Below are 12,264 nucleotides of genomic sequence, written 5' to 3' on the forward strand. Positions count from 1 at the left end.
TACTCAAATGGATTAAAAAGTGTTTGTATGCTCATTTTTCTTGTTTTAAATCGTGAATCTTCACAAAGATATTTTAAATAGTATATATTTGTAACTATTATTGGTATAAACTAGTTACCTTTGCGTAACTATTTTGAATATATTCAAATGAAAAGGACTGAATTTAAAAGTTGTTCCTGCGCCATGCAGCGTTCTATGGCAATTTTAGGTACCCGATGGAAGCCCGTGATTATCTATACTTTGCGTGATCGAAAAGCCCGATTTGGCCAATTGGACGCGCTTATCGAAAACATTTCTCGGAAAGTCTTGACCAGTTCATTAAAAGAATTGGAAGAGGATGGTGTAATTTTGAGAGAAGAGTACAGGGAGCTTCCGCCACGTGTAGAGTATTCTTTGACAGAAAAAGGTAAGGCATTAATACCTATTATGTGCCAATTGGCAAAATGGAATGAAGCCTACTATCAAGAGCCTGTGTCAACTGAATTGATCGCGTAGAAATTATAATCTAAATACATAGATCTTGCTTCGTATTTACGCCAATCGCTATCGAATGGAATAGTATCTTGTCAACCGGTTTGGCCTGTACGTTTTCTATCGCTTGCCAGCGCAGGATTGTTGGTCACAATAAATGAAATTTTCATATTTATTTAAAATTTAAGTAATATTGAATTGTGAAAAACAAGGTAAACCAAGAATTTAGCAAGCAAGATTTTTTAAAATCGTTTCGAGAGGGCAGAAGGGATGGTTTACAGTTTCTGTACAAAACTTTCTATAGTCCAATGTGCTATTTTTTAGAAAAGATGAATCTTGATAAAGGTACCATCGAAGAAATAGTGCAGGACGTATTTTTAAAGCTTTGGGAGCGCCGGATTGATTTTGATCATGTTGAATCAATCCGTGGTTTTCTCTACACAAGCTGTAGAAACGCCGCTTTAAACAGGATTCAAAAAGAAAATCGGATTCAACAAAAAAACAATTTTTATACGTCACAAGTTGATCTGGTCGATTTACCGATCAGCCATCAAATGATCTATATGGAAACGCTTCGAACGATCCATGATGCCATTGATACGCTGCCTGAGCAGTGTAAGCAAGTGATGCGTAAGTTGATTGTTGAAGATCTAAGCCCACAGGAAGCAGCAATCTCCTTAGGACTAACCACTAGTACGATCTACAATCAAAAGAAAAGAGGAATTGAACTTTTGAGATTAAGACTCAAGCCTGACCAGTTTTTTTGCCTACTTTTGCTTTTACTCTATTATTAGAAAATTTATACTTCTGATACATAGTTTCTTGTGGAAATATCTGCCATCTTTTTAGAGAAACGAAATCAAAATATTGTTTTAAGTATATAGAGCAATATGGAGCAAATACCCCAACATATCATTTATTTACTGAGCAAATCTAAGCTGGAAGGATTGCGCGATGACGAAAAATTGCAGTTGGACTTATGGAGGTCCGAAACGGATGCAAATAAGGGGCTATGTGATCTCATTGACAACAAAGATCAAATGCAAGCGGATTTAGACGGGATAGCCCGTTATGATTGGGAGGAATCATTTGCCCTCTTTGAACAAGATTACCTCAATACCCCATACACTAAACCTTTTTATAAACGCATGTGGTCTTACGGTATTGCAGCAGTACTGATAGGATTATTGGTGTTATTTTTTATCCATAATCTTTCGGATACGGTATATCAGGAGACTCCGGATAAAGATATTCAACCCGCTCAAATGACGGGGGTAGTTCGTCTGGGAGATGGACATTCAATTTCGATGGTTCCAGGAGATACTTTATTATCGTTTGCTGCTCCCATGAAAAATAGAACCAGCCAAACGGATAGCTTATTCGCGACAACACCCAAAGGGGGAAAAATGACCATGGTATTACCTGATGGGACCAAGGTATGGATGAATGCCAAAACGAAGTTAGATTATTATGAAATAGATAGTATGCGGGAAGTTCGTTTAGTGGGGGAGGCTTACTTCGAAGTTGCCAAGAAACATTTGCCATGGGGAGGTGAGGTCCCAAAATTGAAACCTTTCGTGGTACAAGCAGGGAAGGTCAATATCTCTGTATTGGGGACACATTTTTATGTGAAATCAACCAAGAATCTAGAAGACTTTAGAACGACATTATACGAAGGTAAAGTTCGGGTTCGACAGGGCGACAGGCAAATTATACTGTTGCCAGGGGAAGAATCTTATATCAAACTCGGGCAGATCGAACGACGAATAATTGATCTTGACGTGCGTAACGCATTGAAAGACGGATATTTTGTGTTCAATTCGGAAGCTTTAGGGGGTATAATGGATGAGTTGGCGTCTTGGTATAACGTAGATGTCGTCTATCTCGATAACCAAATAAAATCGGAAAAATTTGAAGCGATGTTGTCGCGTAACAGCAGCCTGAAAGATATCATCAACGTACTGGAGAGTACAGGGAAAATTAAGTTTAAATTTAAAGGAAAGACCATTTATGTAGACAAAACAACCTAAATGAAAAGAAGAAACCCTAAACGCTTGCAACATTTAGGGCTTCAGATCAAGTAATTCTAACTGTAACAGAATTTTAATTCTTAACCTAAAACAAATGTATAAAAATTATGCACAACTTGGTCGTGCCCTACACGATCAAACGCAACAAATGAAAAACAGCGATCGCCCAGATATTTGGGGTAGGCCGCAATGGAGGGGAAACATTATGCGCATATCGCTTACAACCATCATGATGTCTTGTTGTCTGCTTCATGTTGGAGCTAAAACGTATGGACAGGACATATCGATACATGAGAAATCTGTGTCATTGAGAAAGGTTTTTTCAGAGATCAATAAGCAGACCGGCTATTCTTATGTATGGGCGGCCACAACCATCGACCCAGATACAAAGGTTAACTTAACTGTTAAAAAGGAATCGTTAGGAAATGCACTTGGGAAGTTATTGGACGATTTGGATCTCGATTTTGAGATCAAGGGGAAGATTATTGTCGTACATGAAAAATCTCAACAAACACAACGATCGATCGCTAATCAGTTAATGACGGTAAAAGGTTTTATTGTCGATTATAACAACAGACCACTTCAAGGTGCAACGATTCGTGTAAAAGGTGTTCCAAAAGGGACCGTTACAGATCAAAAAGGACATTTTGAAATTGACGGTGTTAGTTCAAATAGCTTTTTGGACATTACAATGGTCGGATTTGCTCCGCTTACGATTGCAGCTAAGTCCGATTTGGGTACGATTACCTTAAGAGCCTTGGATGAGCAATTGCAGGAAGTAAATATTACGGTCAATACAGGATACCAAAAAATAAGCAAAGAAAGAGCAGCAGGTTCAATTGCGCAGGTCACTGCCAAAGACATGGAAGGACGGCTCCAGCCTAATTTGCTGGACCGGATCGATGGATTGTTGCCGGGACTAAATTTGGTTCGGAATACGTCAAGTCCGCAGAATAATAAAAATAATCTGGGTATCGAGGTTCGCGGACGATCTACAATCAATGCCCAGGCTGCGCCTCTGATCGTCGTTGACGGTATGCCTTTTGAAGGCGACTTAACAGCCATTAATCCCAATGATATCGCTGCTATAACCGTTTTAAAAGATGCGTCGGCAGCCTCTATCTACGGCGTACGTTCCTCCAATGGTGTCATTGTGATCACAACAAAAATAGGCTCCGCAGGTAAAACAAAGATCGACTATAGCAATACACTTTCTTTTAGGGGACTTCCAAGCCGTAGCTATCTTAATCAGATGAGCAGTGCTGAACTGGTCAACTTTCAAAAAGAAATGTTTAATTATCGTTCGGGCGATTATGCTGTTATTGATCCTAGAAAAGCAATGAATGATGTGTATCGGATTTTGTACGATCGTAAAGGTGGTCTTATTTCAGAAGAAGAGATGGAAAAACGTCTGGATGTATACCGAAATCGTGACCGCTTCAGTCAAATGGATAAGTTTCTGAACACTACTCGATTCGATCAGCAACATAACCTCGCTGTTTCTGGAGGCTCCGATCGTTATACCTATCATTATTCCCTCAATTATACCCAACCAGGAGATTATAATAAAGGCCGTGCAACAAATAAGGAGCTGGGATTCAGTCTGAAAAATAATTTTAAGTTTACCGATTGGTTTAGTTTACGCGCAAACGTATTAGGGAAAAATCAAAATAGAGAAGGCGATATTGGCTTCAATTTCTACGATAACTATATGGGGGGCAAGGCATCCTATTATCTTCTTGAAAATGAAGACGGTTCTCCGGCGCAATGGTATAATTCAAAATCGCAATTTGAGATTGATCGTTTGAATGCCTTGGGACTGGAAGATGAAACTTATATTCCTTTAAATCACGTCGCAGCGATTCATGAAAAGTTCTATAATAAATACCTTAATTTAAATTTTGCTGCCAACTTTAAGCTAGTTAAAGGGTTGGACTTCGATCTATCCTATCAAAGTGAAAGAACAGAAGGGTACAATGGAACTTTAAATAGGAAAAATTCCCAGTCCGTTGTAGGTATGGTCAATGACGCGACCCAAATTGGAAAGGACGGGGCAATCAAGCGCAATATTCCGCAGGGGGGACAATTTGCCGAACAACGTAACGATGTCAACAGCTATACCTTACGTGGTCAATTCAATTATCAATATAACAGTCGGGATAAACATGAAATTATAGCTATTGCAGGTGCTGAGCGCAGGCAAATTAACAATCGTTATACAAATATTTATAAATACGGGTACGATGAAAGCAGTTTAGTCTATAAGGGGATTAATGAAGAGCTTTTTGGTATTCAGATCCAAAATACACAGGCACTTTTTAATAGCTATACTATTTCGAAAAAAGAGACTGGATTTAAGGATCTAGTCGATAGATTTGTTTCCTTCTATGCCAATGGATCTTATACCTATGATCGTAAGTTGACTTTGAGTGGAAGCATCCGGATGGATCAATCTAATCTGTTTGGCACAAATATCAAAAATCAATACAAACCTCTTTGGTCCATAGGCGCTTTATATCATCTGCCAAAAATTGATTGGGAACCATTAGATCGTTGGTCGGTGCGTGCGACTTATGGCGTAAATGGAAATGTGCCAAAGGATAATGGACCATATTTGATTTCAAGGGTGAATAACAATCTGAACTACTTTAACGGTGAAATGCAAGCCTACATTGATTCTCCGCCTAATCCATTGTTGCGATGGGAGCGAACAAAAGTATTCAATGTTGGATTTGATTTCTCACTATTTAAAGATAGACTTACGGCTACCCTTGATATCTACAATAAAAAAACTTCTGATTTATTGGGGAATACGCCATTGGATCCAACCTTGGGATGGGATATGGTGTTGCTTAATTATGCTGATATGCAGAATCGAGGGATCGAGTTGGGGCTGAATGGTAAAGTGATCCAACGTAAAAACTTCAGTTGGAACAGCACAATAAATTTTAGCTACAACAAAAACAAGATCACAGACCTCTACGTTGAGCAGAATACACCGTATTACTACTATTATGCTCCTCAAAATCGTGTTGGAATCCCAATGGGTAGTTTATATAGCATAGATTATGCGGGATTAAATGATAAGGGACGGCCTTTGGCACGAAAGGCTGATGGTAGTCTGGTCGAGACCACGCAAAAATTGACTGTCGATGATTTAATCTATGAAGGTACGACAGTACCTCCCTACACTGTTTCTTTCAGAAATGGATTTCGATATAAAGATCTGACGCTTTCCTTTATGTTCATTTTCAATGGTGGTCATGTGATGCGGGGAGTTCATCCAGAGTTCCTGAGTAAATACGCGGAGCTTAACTACAATAGTAACTTCGACAAATTATGGTTGAATTATTGGAAGAACCCTGGTGACGAAAGTAACCCTGATATTGCTCCTGCATTTGTTTCTGCTGCTTCAGGCAATGTTTCCGATATTTTCAATGCTGCACATAAATTTGTTCAGAAGGCTGACTATATTAAATTGCGCGATATTTCATTATCCTACAATCTTCCTGCACAATGGATTGCACCGACAAAACTTTCTTATGTGCGTCTAACGGGACAGGTATTGAATGCATGGCGTTGGGTCGCTAACAAGGATAATCTCGATCCCGAGGTTTGGGCTGGGTATAGTACGGTAACGAGTCCAAGTAGAGGTATACAAGCACCAATAATTTACAATTTAGGTGTATCTGTAGGATTTTAATAAGAAAATATCATGAGAAAAATATATATAGGATTGCTATTCGGTTTATTGACATTGAATAGCTGTAGTAAATATCTGGATATCAAACCTAAAGGTTTTACAATTCCAGAGAATCTGAATGATTACAAATTGCTTCTAAACGATCAATCTTTAGTAAGAGCTTCCGCTGTCTATCCGAACTATTTAGTAGATAATTTACAGTCCGGAGACCCTCAGGATGTACAATCAGCAGCAAGCTATGACTATTATGACTATGTGAAAAAACAACTCTATAGCTTTGCCCACGGTGCTATATTTGAAGATGGCCAGTATGATCCATACTGGGAATCGGCTTATAGCCATATATTCACTTACAATGTTGTTATTAATAATGTATTGGCAGCAAAAGAGGGTTCCGAGACAGAAAAGAAAAGGGTTTGGGCTGAGGCTAAGGTCGGTCGTGCATTTGAATACCTTAGTCTAGTGAATATCTATGCCGCGCATTATAATCCTGCAAGTGCAACAAAAGATCTAGGGGTACCTTTGGTACTGAAAGAGGATATCAATCAAAAATATGAGCGCGTGTCTGTTCAGGCGATCTATGATCAGGTAATTAGCGATCTTAATGATGCGCTGCCAAATTTGAGTACAGTGCAGTCAAATAGATTTCAAGCAGTGCGTTCAGTCGGTTTCTCTTTTCTAAGCCGTGTTTACCTCTATCAGGGAAAATATAAAGAGGCCCTTGAGAATGCAAAACAAGCACTTGCGGTCAATAAAACGCTCATCGATTATAGTTTATATACCAATAAGGATAAGACGACTTGGGGACGGGTTTGCCTAAAAACAGATAATTCTGTCCAATTTCCCGACTCCAGAACTAATACGGAGGCCGTATGGTCTCGGTTAGGAACAAGTTCATTAGGTAGTCCCAATGCCGAATTTTACGCCTCTAAAGAGCTGATTGATACTTATGTTAAAGATTTGCCTGCAGGTGCAAAGGATAAACGTTATGAATTATTTTTCTGTCGCGATCAGGCTTCTTTAGGTGCTACTATTGTAAAATTTCCAGGACGGGTTCTTTTTGCTCCCTACGTCGAATTTAGCACTGGATTTAATACACCTGAATTGTTTTTGATTGCTGCAGAAGCCGCTGTTCGAACAGGTAATGCGACCGAGGCCCTAGGTTTCTTGAATACATTACGAAATAGCCGAATAGAGAATAATAAAGCGTTAACCTCAACGGATCCAAAAGTTGTTTTACAGACGGTACTTGACGAAAGACGTCGCGAGATGCCATTTATGGCATCCGATAGGCTGATTGATTTGAAACGACTCGCTATAGCAGACAATTTTAAAAAGTCAATCCAACATCCATTAGCAGGGAAAGTTTTCGAAATGGAATCCACGGATGCCCGGATGATACTTCCAGTTCCGCCCAAGGTACTTTCCTTGAATCCCGGAATTCCACAATACGAACGATAACAAAATTAGATGTAGACCGCTCATCCTAATCAATTTCTATGATCATAGAAATTGATTAGGATCTTAATAAAAAAAGATGAAAAAGATACTATTGACAGCACTGGCTCTTTCGCAGTCGATGCTATTGCTTGCGCAAGAACATATACAGTTTCAGAAGATCACTTTTGATCAGGCAAAGAAATTGGCTAAGCAGGAAAATAAGCTGATTTTCCTGGATGGATTTACCTCCTGGTGTGCTCCTTGTAAATGGATGGAAGGGAATGTGTTTTCACAGCCTGAAGTGGCTCGTTATTTTAACAGCAGGTTTATCAATACTAAATTTGACTGTGAGATAGGAGAAGGTGTAGATATTGCTAAATTATACCAAATCAGAAGTTTTCCTACTTATTTATTTTTAGATGGACAGGGGACATTGATCTACAGAACCCAGTCTCGCATGGAAGCTGATCTTTTCCTGAAACAGGCACAGCAAGCTAATGATCCTAATTTTCAGATCCCCAATTTGCGTAAATCGTATGATTTGGGTATGCGGGAATCGAATTTCCTGATCCGCTATATTAAAGTGATGGAACAAACCGATAATCAAGCAGCAAATGCAGCAAAAAAGGCATTGGACAGCGTGGCTACCGATGAATTCTTGAAGAGCCCAAATGGATGGGAGACCATAAAAATGATGGCACAAAGCCTGGATGATCGCTACGGTAAATTTTTTGAGTCGAACAAAGCTTATTTTAAAAGTATAGCGACGCCTGCAGATTTTGCAAAAAAGGAGGCCCAGCTGCTGCGTTATGCCATGTATGGCTATATTAGAGAGCATAAAGTAGATGAATTTAATGCTGGCGTAGCCTACTTTGAAGGGTTAAAAGATCCAGAACAAAAAATTGAAGCTGCATTGTATAAAGTAGAGTGGACTGCAGCACATGGAACCGATAAGGAGTTTGTTGTCCTTACGAATACATTGAGAAAAGGCCTGCTCAAGAATGAAGATGAACGGTTGAGTTTTATTGCCCGCCGCAATGCCAATGCGAAGGGAACTGTTGCAGATCCAGTTATCCTAAAACAATGCTATGTGCTGGCTAAACAGGCTGTTGTATTGAATCCATCAAGCTATTCTAATCAAGGAACATTGGCCGATATTTGCATCGCATTAAAGAAAAAGAAAGAAGCCGTTCAAGCGGCGGAAGCTGCACGTGGCTTGGCTGAACTGGAAACTTCAAAAATTATTAAACTGGCCGATGCTCTTGTGGCGCGTGCTAAAGCACTGTAATTATCAACATGAAAAAAATAGCTACATCGTTATTCTTGGTTTTAAGTTGTCTCGGGACAGTATTGGCTCAAGGACAGCGTTTTCAATTAACAATAAAGGGGAAACAATTTCCTGCAAAATCTAAAGCATTCGTTCGCTACATCGTGGACAGAAAATTGACAATTGACTCTATTAATTTTGGTCCCAATGAAGTTATCTATAAAGGGGAAATCATGGAACCAACGCAAGTCATGTTATTTTATTCTAAAGATGGGGCTTCCTTCTTTAATCGCAAAGGTGGACCGATGGAGCGTCTCACATTTTATGTAGACCCTCAGGAACCCAATACGCAAATCACTGTTCAAAGTCCTTTCGAGTCTTCCCTGATACAAGGCGGGAAACTACAGGTAGCCTATAAGCAGTATCAAGATTATTTAAGCTCCTACGACAAGAAGCTCATGGTTCAGCAATCTAAAAGAGCTGATCTGTATCAAGCAAAAAATCGTGATGAAAGTGCACTCAACCAAATTGGGTTAGAAATAGACAAGATCGAAACAGAGCGTAAGAAGGCGCAACGAAATTTTATAGTCAATAATCCAGACAATTACTTCAGTTTATTGGCCTTGCAGGAAGTTGCCGGCTACGATGATAATGTGGTTACCACTGAACCTTTGTTTTTCAATTTGTCATCAAGATTAAGGCAGACAGCAATTGGGAAAAAATTAGAAGCAGATATTCAACTGGCAAAAAAGCTAGGAATTGGACAGCCAGCTTTAGACTTTGCACAAGTAACTCCTGAAGGTAAAGAGTTAAAACTCTCAGATTTTAAAGGTAAATACCTGCTATTGGATTTTTGGGCGTCATGGTGTGGTCCTTGCCGCGCTGAGAACCCTAATTTGGTTAAAGCTTATCAAAAGTTTAAAGGATCAAGATTTGAGATACTGGGTGTCTCACTAGATAAACCCGGGAAGAAAGATAACTGGATGAAAGCAATTGAACAAGATGGATTAACCTGGCCTCAGGTGTCGGACCTGAATGGCTGGCAAAATCAAGCCGCTCAATTGTACGGTATTCAGGCTATCCCGCAAAATTACCTCATCTCTCCCGAAGGTAAGATTGTTGGAATCAACTTAAAAGGAGTAAAGTTGATAGAGAAACTCGAAGAGCTTCTTAAATAAATTTTAAGGAGGGGCAAATCGCCCCTCCTTAATTATGAACCCTTAATAGCTGCTATCGCTATGGGGTCAGTTTTCTGTTATAGCGCTGCTCTTTGGGGGGCTAAGGTAAGGGCTTGCCGCTTATTCGCCATTTGTCTGCTATTCCGTTGGTGTTTGTCTGCTATTTCTCTGCTATTTCTCTGCTGTTTCTCTGCTATTTCTTTGGTGTTTCTCTGCTATTTCTCTGCTATTTCTCTGCTATTTCTTTGGTGTTTCTCTGCTGTTTCTCTGCTATTCCTTTGGGATTGCTAGGGGGCTGATTCGCTTCTTCTTTGCTATTTCTTTGTCGTTTTATTGGTGTTTTATTGGTGTTTCTTTGCTTTCAAAGCAAAGAAAAGGTAAGCAAAAAGTCAATAATATGCAAAGTAATATGTACTCAGTACATCGGCATAAGTTATGCAGAATGCACGAAAAGGCAAATAGATTTTTAGCGGAATGCCACTAGGAGGAAATTTGTTGCTTAAAGTCTGCTATTTTTTCCTTCAGACTATTGAGGTGTTCAGGACTGATTACACCATTATCCTGATCAAAATTTTCGTAAAATTTGGGAAGCGAAAATGTTTCTTTGATGATCGCTCCAAACTGCGGGAAAAATTTCTGCGCTTCGGCCATCACATTTCCGCCACCATAACCTCCTGGTGAAGTTGTCATAAGCAACATGGGTTTATCCTGGAAAACTTTAACATTTATTCTAGATGCCCAGTCAAATACATTTTTAAATGCTACGCTATAGGAGCGATTATTCTCTGCGAGGGAGCAAATGATCATGTCACTGGAGGCTATATGATCTAGGAAAAGCTGTGCTTCCTGTGGGAACCCATTCTTTTCTAGGTCTACAGAAAAGACAGGCATGTTATAGTCATTCAGGTCGATCAAATTAACCTCGTGCCCCTCGAAGCTTTTGAGTACAAATTTGACCAATTGTTTGTTAATTGATGTGGAAGAATTACTACCAGCGAATGCAAATATTTTCATGTTTTATCCTTTATGATTATCGGTTGTTTAAATTTAGTCAATTTCTCGAAACAATTAGAGATTTAGAATTGACTTGTCGTTTCTGATAGGTTTTGATTATATGGTATAATTTTTTGAAGTCCTCGCTATGCATATTTCGTTCATTTATTATCATGATTAAATTATCTGTTGCCTGAAGTTTTATGGTTCTGAATTTAAAATATTTTTCCTCCTTACTGAATAACTTTATGATATTAAACGGATTCCGAAAGTGATTCATATCAATCACTTTTTTTGTATATCTGGTTATATGACACATATTTAAATCCTTTCGATATAATCCACCTAAGTTTACTTTGGTAAGTGTATCTCCAGATATTTCGAAGTGCTCAAATCTCCAAACGCCAGTAAATATGATGAGCCCACAGCAAGTCTCCCATATTATCCCTAACAGAGAAATGGAATACTTAGAAATTATTATTGGGAATATAGCAATACAGCCAAAAAGAAGAATAAGTATAGGAAATGTATGATCACAGTGCAACTTGATATTCTTTTTATCCATGAGAAATTGCTGTTTTATTTTTCCGTTCTAAAAATAGCGTATAATGAAATATCGTAATAGCGGCCGTCTTTCTTTAGATGTTGTTTTAACAGTGCCTCTTTTTTCATTCCTATTTTTTCCATGACTTTTCCCGATGCTGGATTATGAGGGAAGTAGGTCGCAAAGATTTTGTTAAAGTTTAATTCTTTAAATCCAAAATCAATGATTGCTTTTGCAGCTTCAGTGACATAACCTTTATTCCAGTAAGGAATACCTATCCAGTATCCCAACTCAGCCTTATCCGAGCCTTCATCATGCAGACCAATAGCTCCGATCAGTTTTTTATCTTTATTTCGAATAGCAAAAGTGAATCCTTTACGATTGGCAAATGCTTCTTCCGCTAATTTAAGCCAGTATTCAGCATCCTCCTTTCGGTAGGGATAGGGGATATTTGATGTAAAGTCCGAATAGACCTTGTCTTGCAGATAGTCTACAATCTGTGGAATATCAGTCGGGTCTATTGCGTTAAGAATGAGTCGTTCTGTCTCTAATTGTGGGAAATCTTTCATCTGATTAAGTCTTCAGTATGGCAAAAATGAAATTAGGGGTTACTTAGTTTTTATAAATGTAGGGAAGTT

General features: G+C 38.9%; 9 protein-coding genes. 7 read left to right on the top strand and 2 right to left on the bottom strand.

The window, feature by feature from the left end; all coding sequences use genetic code 11:
• Positions 1-147 precede the first annotated feature (147 nt).
• From ACHWSC_RS21840 to ACHWSC_RS21870, 7 genes are all read left to right on the top strand, one after another.
• A complete protein-coding gene (locus ACHWSC_RS21840; protein ID WP_075991827.1) occupies positions 148-495 on the top strand; it encodes a helix-turn-helix domain-containing protein in 348 nt (115 codons plus the stop codon).
• Positions 496-671: 176 nt separating this feature from the next.
• The gene (locus ACHWSC_RS21845; RefSeq protein WP_201670561.1) at positions 672-1,265 is read left to right on the top strand and encodes an RNA polymerase sigma factor; all 594 of its coding nucleotides are present in this window, start codon (positions 672-674) and stop codon (positions 1,263-1,265) included.
• A gap of 96 nt (positions 1,266-1,361) precedes the next feature.
• Positions 1,362-2,501 carry a FecR family protein gene (locus tag ACHWSC_RS21850; RefSeq protein WP_394678163.1) on the top strand — a complete coding sequence of 380 codons (1,140 nt, stop codon included), beginning with the start codon at positions 1,362-1,364 and terminating at the stop codon, positions 2,499-2,501.
• A 94-nt stretch (positions 2,502-2,595) separates the two neighbouring features.
• Complete coding sequence (locus tag ACHWSC_RS21855; RefSeq protein ID WP_394678164.1) at positions 2,596-6,204, top strand: SusC/RagA family TonB-linked outer membrane protein; 3,609 nt, start codon at positions 2,596-2,598, stop codon at positions 6,202-6,204.
• A 12-nt stretch (positions 6,205-6,216) separates the two neighbouring features.
• Positions 6,217-7,665: a RagB/SusD family nutrient uptake outer membrane protein gene (locus ACHWSC_RS21860; protein WP_394678165.1), complete on the top strand. Its 1,449-nt coding sequence runs from the start codon at positions 6,217-6,219 to the stop codon at positions 7,663-7,665.
• A gap of 76 nt (positions 7,666-7,741) precedes the next feature.
• On the top strand, positions 7,742-8,932 hold the full coding sequence (locus tag ACHWSC_RS21865; protein WP_313183370.1) for a DUF255 domain-containing protein: 1,191 nt from the start codon (positions 7,742-7,744) through the stop codon (positions 8,930-8,932).
• Positions 8,933-8,940: 8 nt separating this feature from the next.
• Positions 8,941-10,089 carry a TlpA disulfide reductase family protein gene (locus ACHWSC_RS21870; RefSeq protein ID WP_313183368.1) on the top strand — a complete coding sequence of 383 codons (1,149 nt, stop codon included), beginning with the start codon at positions 8,941-8,943 and terminating at the stop codon, positions 10,087-10,089.
• A 480-nt stretch (positions 10,090-10,569) separates the two neighbouring features.
• On the opposite strand, the gene ACHWSC_RS21875 is transcribed toward ACHWSC_RS21870, so the two are convergent.
• A complete protein-coding gene (locus ACHWSC_RS21875; protein WP_201665094.1) occupies positions 10,570-11,103 on the bottom strand; it encodes an NADPH-dependent FMN reductase in 534 nt (177 codons plus the stop codon).
• A gap of 558 nt (positions 11,104-11,661) precedes the next feature.
• Positions 11,662-12,195, bottom strand: coding sequence for a GNAT family N-acetyltransferase (locus ACHWSC_RS21880; RefSeq protein WP_394678166.1), 534 nt, complete (start codon positions 12,193-12,195; stop codon positions 11,662-11,664).
• Between the last annotated feature and the right edge of the window lie 69 nt (positions 12,196-12,264).

The sequence above is a fragment of the uncultured Sphingobacterium sp. genome (assembly GCF_964277905.1).
Taxonomy (GTDB): domain Bacteria; phylum Bacteroidota; class Bacteroidia; order Sphingobacteriales; family Sphingobacteriaceae; genus Sphingobacterium; species Sphingobacterium siyangense.

Coding starts and splice junctions, on each gene's coding strand:
- ACHWSC_RS21840 (WP_075991827.1), top strand. CDS start 148: ATGAAAAGGACTGAATTTAAAAGTTGTTCCTGCGCCATGCAGCGTTCT.
- ACHWSC_RS21850 (WP_394678163.1), top strand. CDS start 1,362: ATGGAGCAAATACCCCAACATATCATTTATTTACTGAGCAAATCTAAG.
- ACHWSC_RS21855 (WP_394678164.1), top strand. CDS start 2,596: ATGTATAAAAATTATGCACAACTTGGTCGTGCCCTACACGATCAAACG.
- ACHWSC_RS21860 (WP_394678165.1), top strand. CDS start 6,217: ATGAGAAAAATATATATAGGATTGCTATTCGGTTTATTGACATTGAAT.
- ACHWSC_RS21865 (WP_313183370.1), top strand. CDS start 7,742: ATGAAAAAGATACTATTGACAGCACTGGCTCTTTCGCAGTCGATGCTA.
- ACHWSC_RS21870 (WP_313183368.1), top strand. CDS start 8,941: ATGAAAAAAATAGCTACATCGTTATTCTTGGTTTTAAGTTGTCTCGGG.
- ACHWSC_RS21875 (WP_201665094.1), bottom strand. CDS start 11,103: ATGAAAATATTTGCATTCGCTGGTAGTAATTCTTCCACATCAATTAAC.
- ACHWSC_RS21880 (WP_394678166.1), bottom strand. CDS start 12,195: ATGAAAGATTTCCCACAATTAGAGACAGAACGACTCATTCTTAACGCA.